Annotated in this window: 17 protein-coding genes and 1 pseudogene; 10 read left to right on the top strand and 8 right to left on the bottom strand. The window is 55.1% G+C overall.

What is annotated here, in order from left to right; all coding sequences use genetic code 11:
* Window positions 1-104: 104 nt before the first annotated feature.
* Window positions 105-872, top strand: a complete 768-nt coding sequence (locus BB497_00550; protein AVI61295.1) for an AraC family transcriptional regulator — start codon at window positions 105-107, stop codon at window positions 870-872.
* Window positions 873-1,126: 254 nt separating this feature from the next.
* Window positions 1,127-2,077, top strand: a complete 951-nt coding sequence (locus BB497_00545; protein ID AVI61294.1) for an ornithine cyclodeaminase — start codon at window positions 1,127-1,129, stop codon at window positions 2,075-2,077.
* On the opposite strand, the gene BB497_00540 is transcribed toward BB497_00545, so the two are convergent.
* The 4 genes and pseudogenes from BB497_00540 to BB497_00525 form a co-directional block, all read right to left on the bottom strand.
* A complete protein-coding gene (locus tag BB497_00540) occupies window positions 2,059-3,171 on the bottom strand; it encodes an aminotransferase (protein AVI61293.1) in 1,113 nt (370 codons plus the stop codon). The genes BB497_00545 and BB497_00540 overlap by 19 nt on opposite strands.
* A 147-nt stretch (window positions 3,172-3,318) precedes the next feature.
* Complete coding sequence (locus BB497_00535; GenBank protein AVI61292.1) at window positions 3,319-4,647, bottom strand: C4-dicarboxylate ABC transporter permease; 1,329 nt, start codon at window positions 4,645-4,647, stop codon at window positions 3,319-3,321.
* Window positions 4,644-5,159 carry a C4-dicarboxylate ABC transporter substrate-binding protein gene (locus tag BB497_00530; protein AVI61291.1) on the bottom strand — a complete coding sequence of 172 codons (516 nt, stop codon included), beginning with the start codon at window positions 5,157-5,159 and terminating at the stop codon, window positions 4,644-4,646. Before BB497_00530 ends, BB497_00535 begins: the two co-directional genes overlap by 4 nt.
* Before the next feature lie 88 nt (window positions 5,160-5,247).
* Window positions 5,248-6,300 (bottom strand): annotated as a pseudogene (locus BB497_00525) (C4-dicarboxylate ABC transporter substrate-binding protein).
* A gap of 346 nt (window positions 6,301-6,646) precedes the next feature.
* On the opposite strand from BB497_00525, the gene BB497_00520 reads away from it, so the two are divergent.
* The 4 genes from BB497_00520 to BB497_00505 are packed head-to-tail and all read left to right on the top strand — an operon-like array spanning window position 6,647 to window position 13,084.
* Entirely contained in the window at window positions 6,647-10,312 is a 3,666-nt protein-coding gene (locus tag BB497_00520) for an ATP-binding protein (GenBank protein AVI61290.1), read from the top strand.
* Entirely contained in the window at window positions 10,309-10,944 is a 636-nt protein-coding gene (locus BB497_00515) for a hypothetical protein (GenBank protein AVI61289.1), read from the top strand. The genes BB497_00520 and BB497_00515 overlap by 4 nt, the downstream gene beginning before the upstream one ends.
* A gap of 20 nt (window positions 10,945-10,964) precedes the next feature.
* A complete protein-coding gene (locus tag BB497_00510; GenBank protein AVI64217.1) occupies window positions 10,965-12,218 on the top strand; it encodes a hypothetical protein in 1,254 nt (417 codons plus the stop codon).
* Window positions 12,215-13,084: a hypothetical protein gene (locus BB497_00505; GenBank protein ID AVI61288.1), complete on the top strand. Its 870-nt coding sequence runs from the start codon at window positions 12,215-12,217 to the stop codon at window positions 13,082-13,084. The genes BB497_00510 and BB497_00505 overlap by 4 nt, the downstream gene beginning before the upstream one ends.
* A gap of 134 nt (window positions 13,085-13,218) precedes the next feature.
* On the opposite strand, the gene BB497_00500 is transcribed toward BB497_00505, so the two are convergent.
* The 4 genes from BB497_00500 to BB497_00485 form a co-directional block, all read right to left on the bottom strand.
* Window positions 13,219-14,289 carry a nucleotidyltransferase gene (locus BB497_00500; GenBank protein AVI61287.1) on the bottom strand — a complete coding sequence of 357 codons (1,071 nt, stop codon included), beginning with the start codon at window positions 14,287-14,289 and terminating at the stop codon, window positions 13,219-13,221.
* Window positions 14,286-14,909 (bottom strand): hypothetical protein, encoded by a 624-nt coding sequence (locus tag BB497_00495; protein ID AVI61286.1) that lies wholly within the window; start codon window positions 14,907-14,909, stop codon window positions 14,286-14,288. Before BB497_00495 ends, BB497_00500 begins: the two co-directional genes overlap by 4 nt.
* Before the next feature lie 539 nt (window positions 14,910-15,448).
* Entirely contained in the window at window positions 15,449-16,267 is an 819-nt protein-coding gene (locus BB497_00490) for a transposase (protein AVI61285.1), read from the bottom strand.
* A 56-nt stretch (window positions 16,268-16,323) separates the two neighbouring features.
* Complete coding sequence (locus tag BB497_00485) at window positions 16,324-16,602, bottom strand: transposase (protein AVI61284.1); 279 nt, start codon at window positions 16,600-16,602, stop codon at window positions 16,324-16,326.
* Window positions 16,603-16,710: 108 nt separating this feature from the next.
* Here BB497_00485 and BB497_00480 point away from each other — a divergent pair, with 108 nt between their 5' ends.
* The 4 genes from BB497_00480 (at window position 16,711) to BB497_00465 (ending at window position 20,862) form a co-directional block, all read left to right on the top strand.
* Window positions 16,711-17,703 carry a transcriptional regulator FtrA gene (locus tag BB497_00480; protein ID AVI64216.1) on the top strand — a complete coding sequence of 331 codons (993 nt, stop codon included), beginning with the start codon at window positions 16,711-16,713 and terminating at the stop codon, window positions 17,701-17,703.
* Window positions 17,704-17,783: 80 nt separating this feature from the next.
* Window positions 17,784-18,746 (top strand): MBL fold metallo-hydrolase, encoded by a 963-nt coding sequence (locus BB497_00475; protein ID AVI61283.1) that lies wholly within the window; start codon window positions 17,784-17,786, stop codon window positions 18,744-18,746.
* A gap of 269 nt (window positions 18,747-19,015) precedes the next feature.
* Window positions 19,016-19,669 carry a hypothetical protein gene (locus BB497_00470; protein AVI61282.1) on the top strand — a complete coding sequence of 218 codons (654 nt, stop codon included), beginning with the start codon at window positions 19,016-19,018 and terminating at the stop codon, window positions 19,667-19,669.
* A 230-nt stretch (window positions 19,670-19,899) separates the two neighbouring features.
* A complete protein-coding gene (locus BB497_00465; GenBank protein ID AVI61281.1) occupies window positions 19,900-20,862 on the top strand; it encodes a cation diffusion facilitator family transporter in 963 nt (320 codons plus the stop codon).
* The last annotated feature ends 42 nt before the right edge of the window (window positions 20,863-20,904 follow it).

Below are 20,904 nucleotides of genomic sequence, written 5' to 3'. Positions count from 1 at the left end.
GCTGGTCATCAAGCGTTTACTGAGCGTTAACGCTTGATGGTTTTTTTTAAGTCAGCCGTTTTATAGTTCAATGATTCATCTTGCTCCCATTCAACGGTACATCCATGGCCCAGTTTGAGCTGCATAACCGCAATTTGGCCCCAGAGCAGGTGGCGCACACCCACGATTTTCATCAGCTAATTTTGGCGACGTGCGGTGTCACCGAGCTTGCTATGGAAGGCCAAGGAGAGCGAGTCACAGCTCGCCGTGGTTGCTTAATCCCTTCGTCGCGCCATCATGAGTACCAGGGCGATGGCAGCAATCGCACGCTAGTGCTGGACATTCCCGTGCAGCACTTAGCCACGCTGGAAAAGGGCAGCGAGATTGAGCGCTTATTCGATAAGCCGCGTTTCTTTACCGTTCCACCTGCCTTAAACCAACTTACCCATGCGTTGGCTCATCAGCTTGAGCAGTGCCCGGCGCTGCAAAACGAAATCGCCGTGCTGCTGTTACGGGCGCTCTATATGTATTTACAAGATGAGTCCATACAGACAGCAGGGCAGCTAGGTGCCCGTTGTATCAGCGAACGGCTGGACCTAGAGCGTTTGGACGCCTGGCTAGACCAGCATTTGGCGGATGAAGTGCGCGTTGAGCAGTTAGCTGCCCTGTGTGCCTTAAGTCCAGGCCATTTCCACAGCTGCTTTCGCGAGCTAACGGGTGTTACGCCCCTCGCGTATGTTCAGCGTAGGCGCTTAGAGCATGCTCGCACGTTGGTTCGTCACAGCACGCTTAGTTTAGGTCATATTGCCATGCTGGTAGGCTTTCGTGATCAAGGTAGCTTCTCCCGCGCCTATCGGCGCTACTTTGAGATCGCCCCCTCTTCTGATAGATAAGCCTTGTCGTTAATACTTTTCCCCAATCAACGTTGCTTGGTGTGTTTCAGCACTTGCGGGCAAAGTTTTCAGAGTTTCGGGCAAGCGCGCTGCACCCCATCGTCGTAGTCTCCAACATCTGCTACTACGATTGGAGATCTCGCAATGGCCGCAATTTATCCAGATCATCACTACTTCCAAGGGGTGATGGCAGTCAACAACGCATCGAGATGCCGGCCCAGCAGGGTAAAACGTCACAGTGGGAGGACTAAGTGATGCAGGTTGTCTCTTCTGCAGATGTCGCACGTTACCTTAGTTGGAAAGGCGTGATTAGCCGGTTACATCATACTTTTGTGAAGGGTGTTGAATCTCCGCCGCGTCACCACCACGCCATGTACCGGCCCGATGGTGAAGCGACTATGCTGCTGATGCCTGCCTGGGAGTCGGCGGGCTATATTGGCGTGAAAATGGTAAACGTCTTCCCGCAAAATGCCGATCACGGTATTCCGGCTATCTCTGGGCTTTATCTGCTCAGCGAAGGACAGCACGGCCAGCCCCTGGCCTGTATTGATGGCAGTGAGTTAACGCGCCGACGCACAGCAGCAGCTTCTGCGCTGGCTGCCCAGGCGTTGGCCGTTGAGTCGGCAGAAACGCTGTTGGTGGTGGGTACGGGCAAACTGGCACCTATGGTGATTGAGGCCCACGCCAGCGTTCGCCCCATCAAACGTGTGCTGATTTGGGGGCGTAACCCGAGCAAAGCAGCGGCAATCGCACATGAGTATGCTGACCGTTTTGAAACTCACGTAGTGGAAGAGTTAGCCGCCGCTGTGGGAGAGGCCGACATTGTGAGTTGCGTAACGCTATCCACCCAACCGCTGATTAAAGGCGAATGGCTAACACCGGGCACGCACTTGGATTTAATTGGCGCGTTTCGCCCCCTAATGCGTGAAAGCGACGCAGAGTGCTTACGCCGTGCCGAGGTGTTTGTGGATACCTACGCCGGGGCCAAAGGCGAAGCGGGGGACATTCTGCAAGCCATAGAGGAAGGCGCTTTCCACTTTGATGACATTCAAGCCGAGCTTGCAGAGGTGCTGTCAGGTGCCAAGCCGGGGCGCTCGGATAAAGAGGCCATCACGTTGTTCAAGTCGGTAGGCGCTTCCTTGGAGGATTTGGCCGCTGCGATTGAGCTATGGGAGACACTTACTTCTCACCGTGTCGAGGGGTGAAGCACCTTTTCAAGCGCGGCTAATTTACCGGGTTCCAGGGCTTCTTCCACCGCCGTGATACGGATCACATTCGCCAGCTCAGGGTGCGCTAAACGTGCGACCAGCACACCCTCTGCTAGCAGCTCCTGATGTACCGCGGTGGCAAGTTCGACGGTGGGAAGACGGATGCCGATGAAGTTCGTCGCGCTGGGCAACACATCTGCTCCCAGACCGATAAAATGCAGTGCCAGCTGTTCGCGGCGGGCTTTGACATCCGCAATATGCTGGCGTACTTCCTCGGGGTGGTCGAGCACCACTTCGGCAGCGGCTTGGGTGAAGGAAGAAACCGCGTAGTGAATACGCGCCTTCATCATCATCGTCAGCACGGTAGGCTCGGCAATGGCGTAACCAATGCGTAGCCCGGCCAAACCGTGTGCTTTGGATAGCGTACGCAGGCGAATCACCCCCGGAAGCGCCTTGCTAGCAAAGTCGCTATCCGCATCGTCGCGAAAATCCCCGTAGGCCTCGTCTAATAGCAGCCAGCAAGTTTCTGGCAGCGCTTCGCGTAACGTGAGAATCGCACTGTTGCTATGCAGGTGACCGCTGGGGTTATCCGGATTGGCTAGATAAACCAGCCGAGCATCTTCTTGATGGGCGGCCGCTGCCAGTGCTTCCAAATTGGGTGCGAGTACGCCAGGCGCCTCATGGTAACTTGGCTCAATCAAGCGGCAGCCCTGTCCCTGGGCGAAATAACCGAAGGTAGGGTAGGTGCCTGCGGTGCTAACCACTGTATCGCCCACTGTACAGGTGGTGCGTAGTGCTAGGGCAATCAGGCTGTCGGCTCCGGCATCTACCAGTAGGTGCTCAAGCGGAATGTTCTGCAGCGCGCTCAAACGCTGGCGCACCCCCAGCGCCTCAGCATCACCGTAGCAGTAAACGTGCTGCACCACCGCATCGCCAAAGTGCTCGCGCAGGGCGCGGTGTGGCATATCCAATCCCTCGTTAGAGCCCAGTCGATGAGGAATCTCCCGGCCAATGCGGCGCTCCAACACTTTAATGCCGGGAAAAGGGTTAACAGGGCCTTCGCCAGTGAGGTGGTCGGGATAGCGGGGCATAATGTCTCCAAATCAGATTGCGTAAACGGTAGCTTAGCACTGCAGTGGCCACTCTCGTCCAGCAGGCGCGTATGGTGCTGAGGGTTGTTACACCATGAAAAAAGCCGCCCATAAAGAGCGGCTGAAAACATCCTATTTATAGCATTTTTAGCGCCAAGAAGGGCCACCCATCACGTCTGGCAACCAGAGCGCGATTTGTGGAAACGCTAACACCAGCGCCAGCACGATCAATTGCGCCATGATAAAGGGCACAACGCCTCTATACATATGCCTGAGGGTCACTTCTGGAGGGGTGATCGCCCTTAAGTAGAAAATCGCCGGTGCCAGCGGTGGGGTGAGATAGCTGGTTTGTAGCACCACTAAAAATGCAACACAGAACCAGATCTCATCGAAGCCCAGCATCCTGACGATCGGCATAGCCACAGGGATAATAATCAGTACGACTGAAATCAGATCCAGCACAAACCCTGCAATAAAGGCGATTAGCAGAATCATGCCTAAAATCATCCAGGGGCTCAAGCCGGTGTCCATCAGCAATCCCTGAACCGTCGCCATTCCGCCTGAGGCAAAAAACACCCCAGCAAACATGCTGCCGCCTAATACAATGAGCAGGATCATCGCAGAAATATTCACGGTCTTCACTGCTGACGTCCAAAGAACCGGAACTTTCAAGTTTCGGTAAGCCGCTGCCAAGATGATGGAGCCCAGAGCGCCGCACGCGGCAGCTTCTGTTGGCGTTGCCAAGCCCATAAGAATAGTGCCCAGCACGGTAAAGATCAGCAGCATGGTGGGCACGAGCGCAATCAGCGTGATACGCAGTTTTTCGCCGAGCGGAACATCGGGTTCCTGAACTTGAATGCGCGGCGCCATTTCCGGCTTTAAGTACGCAACGCCAATGATGTAGGCCATGAACATCAACGCCATCAAAAAGCCAGGGATCAGCAAGCCGCTGAACAGCGATCCCACTGAAACCCCTGCCACAGGGCCTAGCACCACAACGGTAATCGAAGGGGGTATGGCTGTACCCAGAGAACCGCTGGCGCAGATGGTGCCTGACATCAGGCTTTTACTGTATTGGTGCTTGAGCATCACGGGGATGGCCAGCATGCCAATGACCGCTTCTGTTGCACCAACAACGCCGCTGGAAGCGGCAAACAGAGTGCCCAAAATGATGGCCCCGATACCCAACCCACCGGGCAAACGGCGCGTCCACATATGAATCGCTTCAAATAAACGCTCGGCTATACCTGAGCGTTCAAGCATTGCGCCCATAAAAATAAACAGCGGTACGGCTGCAAGAATCGAGTTGGACGCCGTGTCTTCGATTTTGGTCAACAGCTGGTAAGCGGCAACGTCGCCAAACTGAATAATGCCAAAGCCGGTGGCCACTAAAATCATTGAAAAGGCGATTGGGAAACCCGCAATGATTAAGGCCATCAGTGCAGGGAACATCAATAGCGCAAGGTAGCTACTCATTCGGCTGACTCCTCTGTGGGGTGTTTACCGACGAGCAAACATAAGGATTTCAGAAGTTCAGCCACTACTTGCAGTGCCAGCAGTGCAAACCCTACAAACCATACCGTGAAGATCGGCCAAACTACCGGGTTCCAAGCAGAGCGGCCTGAGCGTTCATTGGTTTCAAAAGCAGATAGCGCATACTTGGATAGCTCCCATACCAGCCACGCCAATACGGGTAGAAATAGCACGTAACCTATTACGCGAATGGCAGCATTTGCACGTGGGCTAAGCTGTAAAGCGACAATATCTACGCTGACGTGTTGGCCTATACGCAACGCATTGGCCATACCCAGCATGAACATTGCCCCCATTACCATGTAACTAACTTCAAAGGCCCATAAGGTCGGCCTACCGGCTACATAGCGGCTAAATACTTCAATGATTAATGCACCTATTAAAGGCAGGACGAGGAGTGCACCCAACCAGCCAGCAAAGCGGGTGAGCGCCTCTATGGTTCGGATTAGTTTCATGAGGAAATCTCAGCGGATCAGAGGGACATACGCCAACAAACAAAAGAGAGGCCCGTTAAGGCCCCTCTCATTGTTTTAAAAGTGGCTACTAACGGCCCATAACACCAATGGGCAGTCGATATTCAGACCAGTTGCTCATGCTGTCTTTAAACGAGCGCTGAGATTCGAGTACCCGCGCAAACCACTCATTGTCAGCGGCATACTCATCTTCCCACTTGGTTGTCTCTTCATAAATTGCGTCGATGAAGGACTGATCCAGTTCAATCAGCTCATTGGGGCCATCAACCAACTCTTGATAGGCCTCAAGATCAGCGAATGAGCTAGCAAGCCAGGTATCGAAAACCGACAATTTACCGGCAAGACGCAGCATGCTCTGGTCGCGTTCATCTAGCCCTTCCCAGGTATTGCTATTCACCTGGCACTCAAGGAAGCCGCCTGACTGGTGAACGCCAGGGGTAATCACGTATTGCGCGACTTCTTGAAACCCTGTTGGGCGGTTCATTTCAGGGCTGCCCCACTCCGCAGCATCAATCACGCCTCGCTCTAGAGCACTGTAGATATCACTACCCGCCATGACGACCGTAGAAGCGCCTAAACGGGAAGCAATTTCTGCCCATGCGCCAGAGGTACGCAGCCGTAACCCCTGGAAGTCTTCAAGTGTTCTAACCGGCTTGTTGGAATGAAGGAAGATTTCGGTGCCAAGAATGGCACAAGGAAACGCCACAACATCAAATACGTCACGTCGATACTCTTCGTAGAGTTCAGCACCACCGCCTTCGTACATCCATAGCATGAACTCTTCCGGCGTTAAGCCGCTTCAGTGACCTGCCAGCAACGCAGTAGTGGGGTCTGTGCCATAGTCATAGTTAATGTAGTTATGACTAACCTGGGCAACCCCCGACTTCACACTATTGGTAACGCGCAGTGCGCTACCCAGTGTGCCACCGGGGTAGACTTCGATCGCGATTTTTCCATCGGTCAACTCGCTAACGCGATCAGCAAACAGCTGCGCATCACGCTCAAGCCATGGGCCACCGCTCCATGGTGTTGCCATTCGCCAGTTTATATCTGCAGCAGAAGCCGTTACGGATACGCCAAGGCTTAAACCGACCGCCAACGTAATTTTGTTTAGCTTATTCATGGTAGTTTCCTCATAAATGGAGCGTTATAAGTGTGTTTGCTGGCCGTTACTTATGTTTATCGTTTTTTTGAAGTTACCACCTTCGTACATACTGCATTTGGCCCAAACTCAGAAGAATTATGCTGAACCTCAGTAATGGGCAAACTTTGTGTGCAAAAAAGCCTTCGGATGAACTTGGTTCAGGCATGAGGAGGGCGCTAGTGCGTGATGAACGCAGTATGCAGTGAACTGGTGATGTCACAAAGATTGCTGCGTTTTGAAGGGGGTTAATGCAGTATTGGCAAGCGCAGTGGCAAATTAGAAGTGTCTGAGAAAGGCAATACCAACACCAGTCCAAGGATACGGCATGGCTCACTTATTGCGAATCGTGATGATTCACGGCCACTTAAACGGGGTGGTCGAACTCAGTGTGGACGGCCACACCAATATTTGCGGCACCAACGCCTCCGGTAAAACCACGCTACAGCGGCTGGTGCCGGTGTTTTACGGCGAACTACCCAACAAGGTAGTGCCCAAAACCCGCATGAAGTTTGATGCGTTCTACCTGCCCCACCGCAACAGCTATCTGGTGTACGAATACCGTCGCGAAGCGGGCAACATCTGTCAGGCGGTGCTGACCCGCAAAGCCGAAGGTGGGGTGGAGTACCGCTTTGTGGGCGCGCCTTACCAGCCGGAAGATTATCTGGTGGAGAGCGACGCGGGGGTAGCCGCGCTGGATTACACCCAGTGGGCCAGCGGCCTGCGGCGCAACGGCACGCCCGTTTCTCCCAAGCTGGGCGCGACCTCTGAATTTCGCTCGGTGATTCAAAACGACTTTACCCAGCTGCACGGCAACAGTCGCGACGGCCTTAAGCTGCGCCAAATCGCCGCCCAGTTTAGCCTGGTGAAACCCGAGCGGCGCATCCGCCATATCGAAAAGCTGGTCTCGGCGGTGCATGCCAAAGAGGGCAAGATGGACACCCTCAAAACCATGCTGGCGGCGATTTTCGAAGAGGATGGTGTTGAGCTGCCGGTGACGCGGATTCGCAACACTAAGGCGCGGGAGTGGATTGCCCAGATGCGCCAATCTATGCGCTTGGAACCGCTGCAGACAGCGCTGGCCCGGCTCGCCGGTATCGACCGTGAACTCGCCGACCTGGATGCCACACTCTGGCAACTGAAACCCCAGCTGGAAGATGATCGGCAGAAAGCAGAGCGCCGCATGGCCGATGTGGATGCCGAACTGGCTCGCCATCACCGCGAATTCCAGCAGCGGGAGAGCGACTACGGTGAGGCCCGGGACGCGCTAAACGACCGCCACAGCGAAGTGGTCAGCGATCTGCAGCAGACCCAGCGCCGCTTGAATGACCTGCAAACTCAGTACGAGCACTACGCCGATGCGGACATGCCCGCGCTGGAGCGGGATATCAATGCGCTGCCCCAGTGGCGGGAACAGCGCGACCAGCTGCAAAAGCACCTGAACGTGATGCAGGACGCGGTAAAAGAGAGCCAGGCGCGTTTAGACGGCCGACTGCGCGAACTCTCTGAGGCGCTGGCCCGGCAAACGGGAGAAGCCCAGGAGCTCATCGACGCTTTAATAGAAGAGAAAGCCCAGCGCCGTGAGCAGCAGTGGGAAGCCGAACAGCAGTTGAACGAGCGCTACCAGCAGGAGCGCCAACGCCTGGAAGGCGAGTACCAGGCGCAGCTGGAACTCGGCGTCGAGCAGCTCGCCGAACTAAAGGCACAGCTCTCGCTCTCGACCCAAACCGCCGAAGAGGCATCCGAAGCGGAGCTTGCCCAGGCGCGCCTGGATCAAGCCCAGCAGGAGCGCAGCGCCTCGGCGGCGACCCTGGAAGGCCTGCGCCGGGAGTTTGAAAGCTGCCGCCGCGCCCGGGACGACGCCGAACAGCAATTGGTGCAACTTCGCCAGCAGCTGGAGCGCGCCGAGCAACGCTGTTACGCGCTCTATCAGCAGCGCGACCCGGAGCAGGGCAGCCTGCGCCACTTCCTGCGCTACCATCGTCCCGGTTGGGAGCAGCAGCTAGGTAAAGTGATCGCCCCGGAGCTGCTGGAGCGGCGTGATCTTGCCCCGCAACTGGCAGAAAGCGGCAGCGATGACCTGTTTGGGCTGGCGCTGGATCTCTCCGCCATCGCCTTGCCCGACTACGCCCAGGATGAAGCCAGCCTGCTGGCCGCCATCGAAGAGGCGGATGGTGCCAAACGCCGGGTGCAAACGGAGAGCCAAGCCGCCGAGAAATCGCTCAAACAGCATAACGAGCGGGTGCAGCAGGCTGATGAAGCCCAGGATCAGGGCCGCATGGCCCACAAGCGCGCCGAGCAGGAAGTCGAGTTTGCGCTAGAGGCCCGCCGCCAGCAGCAGGAGCGCCACACCAAGCGCCAGCAGGAGCGCCGCACTGCTCATCAAACTGCGTTAGCCAGCCAGGAGCAGGCACAAAAGGAGCTGCGGGAAGAGAAGCAGAAAGCGCTTGACGCCCTTAGCGAGACCCATCAAAGCCAGCTGCTGGAGCTAAAAGCCGACGGCCAGAGCCAGGTGGATAGCCTGGAAGCCCAGCTGCGCCAGTATAAGCAGCAGCTAAGCGACGCCAACGCCGAGCACCAGCGCCAGCGTGGCGAACTGGAAGAAGCCTTTAGCCAGGAACTGGCCGAGCAGGGCGTCGACCCCGCCAAACTCAAAGATACCAAGCAGCGCCTGGCGAGCCAGGAAGAACGCATCCGCGTTACTGCCGCCCGCCAGGATGAACTCACCGAGTACACCCGCTTTATGCGCGTGGAGTGGGGCCAGCATAAACCGCAGTTGGTCGCCCAAGCGGCCGAGCTGGAGCAGGCGGAACAAAAGCTGCAGCGTGACAAAGAGCACCTGAAAAACGACTTCCAGGCGGCGCGCAAAGCTCATCAAAGCACGGTCAGCACGCTAAAAACCCAGCGGGAGAGTGAACATGGCTGTTTGGAAGCGTTAAAGCCGCTGCTGAGCCAATTGGAAGCCTTGGCCATCGAACCCGACGGCCAAGCCCCAGGTGCCCCCTTGGGCGATGTAGAGGAGCGCATTGAGCGAGCCCGCCAGGCGCTGGGCAATCGTCACCAGCTCATCGAGCAGCTACGCCGTGGCTGCCTGGAGGTGGAAAGCCAACTGATCAAAGACGCCAGCAGCGGCTTCGCCGAAGCGCTGGAGAGCGAACGCAGCAAGCTGCAAAGCGACAACCCGCGTCTACAGCTGCCGCTACTGCGCGACATGCTCAAACTGCTGGAAGATCAACAGCAGCAGCTGATTCAGGAAGGGCGCAACCTAAGCGACGACCTGGATAAGTTCTTCACCGTATTCCGCGATCTGAACCGGCGCATCAGCGCCCAAAGCCGCCGGCTTTCCGAAGAGGTCGCCGATGACCTGCGCCTGGAAGGCATCAGCAAAGCCGAAGTGCGCATTCAGTCCACCATTGATGAGCTGGGCTTCTGGGAGCCGCTGAAGCTATTCGCCCAGCGCTATAAAGAGTGGCGGGCATCCGGCCAGACGCTACCCAGCGACGACTACCTCAACGCCCTGGCGGACGTGGTGGATCTGTTGCGCAGCGACCAGCAGTACAGCTTTGAAAGCCTGCTGCGCCTGGAGCTGCACCTGAACGAAGGCGGCACCGATCTGGTGATCAAAAACGACCGCCAGCTGCTGGAATCCTCCAGCCAGGGCATGGCGTATTTGATTCTGTGCAAATTCCTGCTGGCGTTTACCCGCCTGCTGCGCGGCGATGCGGAAATTGCCATCCACTGGCCCATCGATGAAATCGGCACCCTGGCCTACCACAACGTCGAAAAACTCTTCGACGCCTGCGACAGCAACCGCATTCATATCGTCGGCGCGTTTCCCAACCCCGAGTCCGATGTGCTGCTGCTGTTCGCCAACCGCTACCTGATTGATCGCGATGAGGCCAACCCCAACAAGCGGGTGTTAAAACGCATCGAGCCACGGCTAAGCCGCCTGGCCGAACGGCTCCAGGAGCGTCAGCAGGAGGTGACGGTATGATTGAACATGGCCCACTGCTTGAACGCCTGCTGGCGGGTGAGTTTGTCTGCCCGATTAGCGATGAGAGCGGCTATCGCCATCTCACCAATGAAGAGACCCGGGAGGAGATCGATACCTACCTGCGGCCGCTTAATCGGCGGCTGGCCAGCAATGAAGATGGCAGCGTCTATTTTCTGGCCTGGCGTCAGCTCAACGACAGCGCCCGAGATCAGCTCTCGCGCCAGCTCAGCGATACCCTCAATAGCCTGCTGCCACTGCTGGAATGGCTACAACTGGTTCAAGAGGCGCTGGGCCGCGATACCCTGGCTGCCCCCGGCGATGTGCTCAAACCCGCCGAATTCAGCGCCAAGTGTGAAGACAACCAAAGCCTGCGGGAACGCCTGGAGCGCCTGGCCACCGACAGCTTTTTTGGCTCCCAAAGTGACCAGCTGGATGCTCAGGTAAAGCAGGTGTTCAAGCGTCTGAAAGAGCACGGCTACCTGCTCCAGCCCCATTCAGAGCGGCAGGTATTCGTGGTCACCGGCAAGATCGACTACCTGGTGGATCTGGTGCGCTTTATTCGCGATGAAGAGAACCTGCCCATTGAGGCTGATAGCGAGGAAGGCTCCGGTTCACAGGAGGCCCTTCTGTGAATAAGAGCGTGAATAAGAGCGTGAGCAAGAACGCGAACAGCAATGGAAATGAGCTTGAAAGCCGCCTGCTGAAAACCGGCAGCGAACGGCTGGCGCTGCTGGGCAGACACGCCGATGTGTTGATGCAGGCCTACACCCGCGATGAAGTGCCGCTGGAAGCGCTTAGCGACAGCGCGCTACGAAAGCTGCTGGCGGCGCGCATTCTATGGCGGCCGGATGAGCAGAGCGGCGTGAAGCTGGCGCCTAAGGTGCGCGAACTGATCGCCGAGATGCTCGCCGACGAGACCCGCCGCCATGTGAATGCCGATGTAGCAGAAACCCTGGAGCTGATTCGCGCCCTGGTACACAGCTACCGAGAGGCGCGCAGCCGCGGCGAACACTGGCGGTTGGAGCAGCAGTTGATGCGCCTGCGCCAGGAGGTCGACGACCTGAACGGACGCTTCGCCGACGCCATCGACAGCCTATGGCAGCGGCTGAATAGCGATTTTGGTTTCGTCAGCCAGCTCAACGACAAAATCCGCGAAAACGACCGCGCCCAGAAGCAGATCGCCAGGCTGCTGGATGGCCTGGCGCTGATCGACTTCGACGAGTTGATTGAGCTGGTAGGCAGCGACGGCAGCCTGCGCAAGCTATTGATCAGCCAGCTTCAGCAGCAGCTAAGCCACCACTACACCAGCCTGCGCGAAGTGCAGCGCCGCCTGATCGAACTGATGGCGCGCTTTCGTAAGCAGCAGGCGCGCAGCCGTCTAATCAGCGGCATGGCCGCCTTTATGCGTGAACACCCTGGCTTTGTGCCGGGCAACTACGCCCGGCGCAGCGAGGTACCCACGCTGGTCAATCAAGCCGCACCGCTAAGCGCAGCCGCCGCCCCGGCGCTGGATCGTAACCTTGATAGCCAAGTGCTTGCCGAGCTGCTCCACCAGCTACCCCAGCCACGCCACACCACGCAAACGGTAGAAGCCGCAGCCCCTGCTCAAGCACAAGAAAGCAGCCTGGCCGCCGCCCGCCAGCAGGCGCTGAAACAGGATGTGGAGCACTTCTACTTGAGCGTGATCGATCAGCCCCAGGCGGAGCCGGTCAGCGCCCTTGAGTACCTGCACGAAAGCCCTCTGGAATGGCCCGATGAGATCTGGCTCTTCCAGGTGATTTCCGAATACCAGGGCCTGCCCCGCAGCGACCAAAAGGCGTTTAAGCTCAAACAGCAGGAGAGCCAGGCCAGCCAATTCAATCACCTGCGCCTGATCCACGACGTTGAGCTGCAGCTAGCCGTATGAACCTACCCGGTCGCGCCCGCAATGGGCTAAACGGCGTCGCCCGCGAACTGCTCCGCAAGCCCATAGTAGAAAAGCCCCGTGGCCAATGGGTAAACGACGTAGTGGCTTGGTGCCACCAGCACGACATTGACCTAGCCTCGCGCATCAACGGCAAAACGCTACGCTTTGACGCCGCATTGCTGGCGCAGATTAATGACGTTCTAGAGAGCGCCCGCATAGCGCCACTAGGCCGCTCACTCAGTGGCCTGACTAGCAGCGCTCAGGCGAAAGAGGGCGTAGAAGAAGATAAAGCCACCCGTGAAAGCCCCCGAGCACGTCGGGTGCTCGTCAGCTTTCCGCCACAGCCAACAGCAGGGCTTGCCAGCGAGCCACGAGCTATTCGCGATGTGGATGTAATGGGGCTAAAGCTGAGCGCCTTTAGTGCACTAATTCAGGTCGAAAACCTGGACAGCTTCTATGAGTTTTCGCCGGAACTACCCGCACTAAGCGGTTACGCAAATCCGCTAGTCTTTTACCGTGGCGACAGCCACTACGGTGGTGGCTTTGCATTACTCGCTGAGGCGTGGCACAAAACCCGCCGAACACACATCTACGCCGGTGACTTTGATGTAAAAGGCGTCACACTAGCGCTGGATAGCGGCGCTACTCATTTACTCCTGCCCGATATCGAATGGCTCACCCAGAATGCCACGCCGTTGCACGTGCCTGCTGAGCAGTTTCCTTATCAGCGCAGGCTACGCAAACATCTTGCCGTGCTGCCGTCTGATCATCCTTTGCGTGAGTATTTGACGCTGCTGCTTGAAAAGCAGAAGGGACTAAAGCAGCAGTGGTTGGGTGGGGAGATGGTTTGTGTGGCGCTTAGCTAAAAGCCGTTTTGTTGTGGCTGTCACTCAACCCCAATATTTCACGCTTTGCCTTGGTTGGCTGTTAAAGGCCTAATCAGCCAGAGGTCTTCATTAGATTCGAAACTGACGCAGGCTTGATGCTAGCCAAATCGGCTTTACTTGCCTGGAGAGTCGCTGTTAATACCGGCATTTATCCTATCCTGTGCTTCCTTAAGCCTTGAAACGATGGTCTCGAAATCGTCCGGGACGCCAAAAAACATCCTTCCTTCAATTGCAGCGTTGTGATCTGCTGCAATCTGCTTGAGTCGGTCATCTTCTGGTATAAGAACAAGTTGCCCCTTCCGCACTTCCTCGAAATTCACACCCCTCTGGGGCCATCGCTGGCTCTTCATAGCCACCACGTCGACCATCGCTTCCGTGGCATCAATGTGAGCAATAAAATCATCTTGTTGAAGGAGGCAGTCCACGTCGTACCAATGCCTAGCCAGGCGATGTGGGTCTGGGTCTTTTTCCTGAGTCGAAAATTGATGCAGTGCGGTCAGCTTTTCCCAAAGAACATAGCCAGGGTGATATGCTTCAACCGTTGCTTGAGGAAAAGCGATGACTTGCAGTTCTTCTAATTCTGCAAGATAGCATTTGATCTTATGGCTTATCGTTGGTCGGCCCCGGTTTCGGCCACCGAATTCCAGCAAGATGTAGTCGAGTTGGTAATTACTGTCGTAGCTGCTCAGTCTTGGAAAATGGACGTTGACTTTTTCCCCTTTCGAGCTCAGCTCAAGCTCCGCTCGTAGCCCAGCAATCTCATAGTGAGCCAGTTTTTCGTTGAGGCGATCAACAAGATCGGTAGACCACTCTGTAAGTAGTTTTGTCTGCCGCTCGCGGAACTTTTTCTTCTGACTATTGCTTTGGGTAGATTGATCCCAAGCTGCGATCTCATCAGGTTCGCCAGCGAGATCACTCCAGTGAATGGAGAGGTCAATGTCTTCCGAGAAGCGTTCTATGGCACTCCAGCACTTGCTCAGGGCGGTGCCACCCTTGAAGGCGGTTGAGTGGGCGCCAAGCAAGTTTTCGTCATAGAGTAAACGAAGAACCTCCGCTACCCAGATATCCTTCTCAAGGAAATTCTGGGCAAGACCAGCGGGATGCTCTTGGGCGCCAAGGTTTAAGATGGCTTTCAGCTCGTCATGCTTTTTTGGATCGCGATAAAGATCGAAAATGTCCGTCAAACCATCATTTCCTTTTCAAACTGCTCTAATTTGTCATGCCATCCTTCAGGCAGAGAAGTGGACTTGAGCTTTTTGATAGCCATTCGACTTTCTGCCTCAGAAAGTTTCAGCCTGGAAATGGCCTTTTTCAGTCCGCTGAGCTTAACGGAATTGGCTGGGGTAACGGTTAAGCTTCGCAATAGCTCACCTTCCGGTCGTGATTTCCACCGAAGCTTTGATTCTGCGACATGCCGCACCTCGACGACTTCATTACCTATCGAAAACGTTCGGCTGGCACCGTTACTCCAAAATACCGTTTTGACAGGTGCCTGTGTTTGCAGGCCGAGTCGATAAGCGGACTCAACGCCTTGTCTCACTAATGTATAACCATGCTGCTGAGCCCATTTCTTTGCGATCTGCTCTGCACTTGCAGTGATCTTGATAGATGGCATGCTGGCCAGGGGCTTTGGACGAACATACATACCTTTGGCCACACGCTCGACCACGCCTTCTTGAGCGAGCCTGCTTAGCGCTTTTTGCACAGACGCACTTGATCCCAGCTCATGGAACTGGCTGATGGAAAACGGGACGCCTCGCCTCATGTGCCGCAATCGACGGGTGATTTTTTCTGACGTAGACATGGTTTAACCTGACATGATGGTTACACAGTAAAATCAGTCTAGCCCTTTAATAATAGGGTGTGCAAGCGTTTTGATGTCAGGATAGAAAAGCTTCATTGAGCGTACTTTTAGTGATGGAGAAATGAAGTGATCCAATTGAAATGGTCATCTTGATACGATCCTACCTAACATCAGGTCTTGCATACCAAGCTAACATTCCATTCCTTGAAAGCCATCTTGATTACCCACGTGCACGGTGACCACTGCTATGGGCTGCCGGGCATACTGGCGAGTGCGGGGATGGGCGATTGCCTACGCCCCTCTTGAAATGGTCTCAGCCCTAAGTGAAACCAGCGTGCTGTTCGCCGCGCTGATTTCCACCATCATCATCAAAGAAGCTTCATCGCTTGCGACATTCCGTTAACACTCTACAAGCTTAAGATCACTCAGCTTTTATTGAATGTTTCAATTCCCAAAGCTCCCACACGTCATCTTTTTGGCCTCCGGCCTTCAAATAAAACTGTTTGGCTGCGTCGTTATCTTGAATCGCCCCGGATATTCTAGACACCCGTTAGGCTCTTAAAGTAACGCCTTTCATACTCAACCGGTGACAAGTTATCACTTGTGCCGTGTCGGCGCTTTGGGTTGTAAAACATTTCAATATAATTGAACACGTCACATCTAGCTGCTTCGCGTGTTGAATAAATCTGTCGCTTGATTCGCTCTCGCTTTAGAAGTTGAAAGAAGCTTTCAGCAACGGCGTTGTCATGACAGTTACCACGTCGGCTCATGCTGCCTACCAAGTGATTCGCTTTCAGAAAGCTTTGCCAGTCTCCACTGCTAAACTGGCTTCCTTGATCCGAATGCACCATCACCGTTCCTTGTGGCTTGCGTCGCCAGACTGCTGATAACAAAGCATCCAGTACCAACTCCGTAGTCATGCGAGACTTCATCGACCAGCCAACCACTTGACGAGAAAACAGGTCGATAACTACCGCTAAGTAAAGCCAGCCTTCATAAGTGCGGATGTACGTGATGTCCGTCACCCAAGTAACATTTGGCGCTGTTACTTCAAACTGACGGTCTAAATGGTTAGGGGATACAACAGCCGGTTTTCCACCGCCATAGCCGCCAGGGCGTCGTCGATAGCCTGTCTGAGAACGTAAACCTTCCCTACTCATAAGACGCGCCACACGGTGCTTCCCGCAAGCTTCGCCAGCTTCACGCAAGTCCTGGTAGACCTTGCGATAGCCATATACACCGCCGCTTTCAAGCCAGGAGTGCTTGATCAATCCCAGCAAGCGCTCATCTTCTCGCGCTCGATTAGAGAGCGCTTTTTTACACCATGCGTAGTAACCGCTGGGGTGCACTGCCATCATCTGACACAAGCGACGTACCGAATATTGGCTCGCATAATTTTGAATAAACGCGTACCTCAGTCGGACTCCCTGGCGAAGTACGCGGTGGCCTTTTTTAATATGTCTCGCTCTTCTGATACGCGTTTGAGCTCGGCCTTCAAACGACGGTTTTCAGCTTGGAGATCATCATCTTCTTGCCGTTGTTCTACCGGCTTATCGTAGCGCTTGATCCAGATGTACAGGCTGTGACCTGACACGCCTAGCCGCTCAGCGACCTCGGCCACGCGATGGCCGCGCTCTACCACCTGCTTGACGGCTTCGATTTTGAATTCTTCAGTGTAGCGGGGATAGCTCATGGTTCCTCCTAGATACCTTTAGTATAAGGCCTGGAGGTGTCTACGAAACCTGGGGCGATTCAGTTTTGAGCCTGGTAGATGGCAGTTTTGCCATGTATGCTCAAAATCATGCCAAAATCAGATCATGCACGAAAGCTTGCCAACCCTCTTGTCGTCGCCATCGCCTACGACGGTCTATGTACGTTTGAGCTTGGTGTGGCAGTAGAAGTATTCGGCTTGCCACGGCCTGAGATGGGGGAAAACTGGTACCAATTTAAAATAGCTGGTATTGACCCAGGCGAGATGCGAGCAATAGGTGGAATGCGTGTTGTCGTCGATGCTGGAATAGAAATCATCGATCAGGCTGGCACTATTATTATACCCGGCTGGCGTGGTGCTACGGAGCCTGTTCCAGCGACTCTAATCAAGACGATATGCAAGGCACATGCTAATGGTGCTCGTGTGCTATCGATATGCTCGGGAGTCTTTGTCCTGGCCGAAGCGGGATTGCTCAAAGGTCGGCGAGGCACGACGCACTGGCGCTACACAGATACTTTAAGTCAGCGTTACCCTGAGATTGCGGTCGAGCCTGATGTTCTTTATATCGATGAAGGCGATGTAATGACGTCGGCTGGTAGTGCCGCTGGTATTGATCTCTGCCTACATTTAGTGCGTCGTGATCATGGTATGCAGGCAGCCAATATGGTCGCTAGGCGTTTGGTCGTCCCTCCGCACAGAGATGGCGGACAGGCTCAGTTCATTGAGCGCGCAGTACCTTCTTTATATGAAAGTTCTCGGATTGGGCCACTCCTTGACCATATACGAGAGGAGATTGATGGCAATTACACTGTAGCAAGTATGGCTAGCATTGTCGGAATGAGTTCTCGAACCTTTCTACGGCGCTTCGAGGCTGCGACAGGCACGACTCCAGCGAAATGGCTTCTTATAGAGCGCCTGGAAAAGGCTCGATGTTTTCTTGAAAGTTCCACGATGACTATCGAGCAGATAGCCACAGCTTCTGGGTTTGGGTCGACTGCGAATTTGCGGCATCACTTTCGTCAGCAACTATTAACGACCCCGACAGCCTATAGAGAAATGTTTCAGAGGGCGTTAGATCAGTGATTTCAAAGCTAAGGTGGCCTTTAAATTTAGCTGACTGGCAATTTGCCGCCTTGGTCTTAAAGTGAGAGCAAGTAAAAGATATGAATCTACTCTTCCTAGGCACCTCCGCCGGTGTCCCGACTAAAACAAGAAGCGTCTCCGGCGTCGCTCTGCGAGAGAGCAAGGGGAAGGGCTGGTACCTGATCGATTGTGGTGAGGGCACCCAGCATCAGGTTTTGCATACGAAGCTGTCTTTCCATTCCTTGAAAGCCATCTTGATTACTCACGTACACGGCGACCACTGCTATGGGCTGCCGGGCATTCTGGCCAGTGCGACCATGGGTGGGCGCACAGCACCGCTGACTATTGTGGCCCCGGCGGGTATCCAAACTTGGCTGGAAGCGACATGTGCGGTCACCCAGCTCAGCTTGCCCTTTGCTCTGGAATTTATCTGCTCCGATGAACTGCCCTGCGTTGAGTTTGAGAGCATGGCGGTAACGACGTTTGTGCTTTCCCACCGCGTGCCGTGCTATGCCTATGCGTTCACCGAGCGCAATGTGGATGCTGCCCTGGACGTAGATAAATTAGATCAGCAAGGGATTCCCAGAGGGCCTTTGTGGGGGCAGTTGAAGCAAGGAATGGATGTAGCGTTTGAAGGCAAGCAACTGCGCAGCCAGGATTATTTGCTGTTCAAACACGCCCCTAGAAAAGTGGTGATTGCCGGAGACAACGACCAGCCCGAGCTGTTGGCGCAAGCGTGTGCTGGAGCGCAGGTGTTGGTTCACGAGGCCACCTACACCGAAGAAATGGCCCAGAAGGCCGGTGAGGTAGGGCATAGCTACGGCAAGCAGGTGGCGGCATTTGCCGAGCGGGTCACGCTGCCCAACTTGGTGCTCACCCACTTTAGCCCCCGTTATCCGCTTATCTCTCATGCCTCTCCCTCCATTGAGGATATCCGTAAAGAGGCGCACAGCGCTTATTCAGGCACGCTCTACATGGCGCAGGATTTTGGCGAATACAGCTTGGATAAGGCGGGCCGCTTTTCTGAACTCGTGGGCGAGTAGCGTTCTCGCATATGTCCTATCTATCGACGTAGCACTGCTGCTCGAAAGCAGTGACTTCAGTATCAAAACGCCTCGCGTTCACTCATAAAGTCTGGAGTAGCACTTTGGCCATCAAACCAGCGGTCCCACGCTTCACTTTGTTGGCTTTTAAACACCGCGGCTTTTCCATGGTGGCCTCCTTAATCAGCACTGCCGTTACTCACTATATCCACGTACCATGTTTTCTTTCGTCTGATTGAATGTTGGGATATGCCGTAGGGGTTAACAAAATGCAAAAGGTAAGAATCGACCTAGTATCCGATGTGGCCTGCCCGTGGTGCGCCATTGGCTACCGGCGCTTGGAGCAAGCGTTAGAGACACTGGGTGGCGAGATCGATATTGAGCTGGTCTGGCAGCCTTTTGAGCTGAATCGCGATATGCCGCCTGAGGGCGAGCCGATTTTGGAGCACTTGTGCCGCAAGTACGGCAAAGACGCGGCCAACATGGAGCAGTCCCAACGCGAGATTATGGCCGCTGCCGAAGAGCTTGGGCTGAATTTCCGTGGTGCCCTGGAGCGCCGGGCGAACAATACCTTCGCCGCCCACCGCGTGCTGGCATGGGCCGGAACGCAACACCAAGAGACGGCGCTTCAGCTGGCCCTATTTGAGGCCTACTTCGGTGAAGCGAAAAACCCCGCCGACCCAGCGGTGCTGCGCGAAAAGGCTATTGAGGTTGGGCTAGACGGCGACACCGCCGAAGCCATTGCCCGCTCTGATCAGTACACGGATGAAGTGCGTGAAGCCGAGCAGCGTTTTATGGACGCGGGAGTAAATGCCGTGCCCGCATTTATTCTCGATGGCCGCTACCTAATCTCCGGAGCCCAGCCCGCCGACGTGCTGGTGGATGCGCTGCGCCAAGTGGCCGAAGAAAACGCCAGCCGCTAACGCCCTGTAGGCTTCGATCTAAAAGGGGGGCTAGTGGCTCATCCTCCAGCAATGGGTGCAAAATCTCCGTTTATCTGCAGCCACAGATGAGGGCGGGCACTCGACTATCAGTTATTCTTATTTCATAAAATAACCGCAATGCTTAAACACTCTAACGCAAGAACTCCTGCAATGTAGTGCTAGCCTGGTCGTTTAGGTTATGGGGTGGAGTCAAAGAACCAAGCAAAGGAATGAAAATAGTTATGGGCAGTAAACGTCTCTTTGATTTAAGCGACGAGAGTGGCGTTCTTAGAACCTCTATCGCGGTGACACTGGTGATTGCTGGCCTGGGAATTGGCTTTGGCCTGATATCGGGGTCGTTTTCGATTATGTTCGATGGCATCTATGCGATGGTGGATGCCAGCATGAGCCTGCTTTCGTTACTGGTAGTGAACCTTATTACCTCCTTCGCAGCCTCGAAAGGGCTTTCCCGCAAGCTTAGAGAGCGATTTTCAGTGGGCTTTTGGCATCTTGAGCCCATGGTGTTGGGGGTGAACGGTACGCTGCTGATTGGCGTTGCGATTTATGCATTGTTTAACGCTATCAGCAGCTTGCTGGAGGGCGGGCGCGAGCTTGAGTTTGGGTGGGCGATTGTCTACGCAGTGATTACGCTCATTGCATGTGTAGTGATCGCCACCGTTGAAGCCCGAGCCAACCGCCGGATAGGCTCAGATTTTGTGCGCCTTGATGTAAGAGGGTGGGTGATGTCCGCGGGCATTACTGCTGCGCTGCTGGTGGCGTTCTCCCTTGGCTATATCGTGCAGGGAACCCCATGGGAGTGGATATCACCCTATATCGACCCGGCGGTGCTTGCGGTTGTGTGCCTCATTATTATTCCGCTACCTGTCTCAACTGTCAGGCGAGCCTTGGCAGATATCTTCCTTGTCACTCCGTCAGCACTTAAGCAGCATGTCGACCAAGTGGCGCAAGCATTTGTCCAAAAACATGGCTTCACTACCTATCGTGCTTACATTGCGCGTGTGGGCCGATCCAGGGAGATTGAACTTTATTTTATTGTTCCCAGCGATGCACCGGCGCGGACCATTGGCGAGTGGGATGCTCTGCGTAACGAAGTGAGCGACTTGGTGGGCGATGAAGGGCCGCACCGCTGGCTAACGGTCGTGTTTACCGGGGACCTGGAATGGGCCGATTGAGGTGTACGCCGTGTAACAGACATGACTAAGGAGCCCGTATGG

Origin of the sequence: Halomonas sp. GFAJ-1, assembly GCA_002966495.1 — a bacterium.
In the GTDB taxonomy this organism is placed as follows: Bacteria; Pseudomonadota; Gammaproteobacteria; order Pseudomonadales; family Halomonadaceae; genus Vreelandella.
The sequence above is the reverse complement of the archived record's forward strand: the minus strand, read 5'-3'. Positions and strand labels throughout refer to the sequence as shown.

Bases quoted from the DNA above. Each gene is read 5' to 3' on its own strand.
- BB497_00550 (AVI61295.1), top strand. From the start codon at position 105: ATGGCCCAGTTTGAGCTGCATAACCGCAATTTGGCCCCAGAGCAGGTG.
- BB497_00545 (AVI61294.1), top strand. From the start codon at position 1,127: ATGCAGGTTGTCTCTTCTGCAGATGTCGCACGTTACCTTAGTTGGAAA.
- BB497_00540 (AVI61293.1), bottom strand. From the start codon at position 3,171: ATGCCCCGCTATCCCGACCACCTCACTGGCGAAGGCCCTGTTAACCCT.
- BB497_00535 (AVI61292.1), bottom strand. From the start codon at position 4,647: ATGAGTAGCTACCTTGCGCTATTGATGTTCCCTGCACTGATGGCCTTA.
- BB497_00530 (AVI61291.1), bottom strand. From the start codon at position 5,159: ATGAAACTAATCCGAACCATAGAGGCGCTCACCCGCTTTGCTGGCTGG.
- BB497_00520 (AVI61290.1), top strand. From the start codon at position 6,647: ATGGCTCACTTATTGCGAATCGTGATGATTCACGGCCACTTAAACGGG.
- BB497_00515 (AVI61289.1), top strand. From the start codon at position 10,309: ATGATTGAACATGGCCCACTGCTTGAACGCCTGCTGGCGGGTGAGTTT.
- BB497_00505 (AVI61288.1), top strand. From the start codon at position 12,215: ATGAACCTACCCGGTCGCGCCCGCAATGGGCTAAACGGCGTCGCCCGC.
- BB497_00495 (AVI61286.1), bottom strand. From the start codon at position 14,909: ATGTCTACGTCAGAAAAAATCACCCGTCGATTGCGGCACATGAGGCGA.
- BB497_00490 (AVI61285.1), bottom strand. From the start codon at position 16,267: ATGATGGCAGTGCACCCCAGCGGTTACTACGCATGGTGTAAAAAAGCG.
- BB497_00485 (AVI61284.1), bottom strand. From the start codon at position 16,602: ATGAGCTATCCCCGCTACACTGAAGAATTCAAAATCGAAGCCGTCAAG.
- BB497_00480 (AVI64216.1), top strand. From the start codon at position 16,711: ATGCCAAAATCAGATCATGCACGAAAGCTTGCCAACCCTCTTGTCGTC.
- BB497_00475 (AVI61283.1), top strand. From the start codon at position 17,784: ATGAATCTACTCTTCCTAGGCACCTCCGCCGGTGTCCCGACTAAAACA.
- BB497_00470 (AVI61282.1), top strand. From the start codon at position 19,016: ATGCAAAAGGTAAGAATCGACCTAGTATCCGATGTGGCCTGCCCGTGG.
- BB497_00465 (AVI61281.1), top strand. From the start codon at position 19,900: ATGAAAATAGTTATGGGCAGTAAACGTCTCTTTGATTTAAGCGACGAG.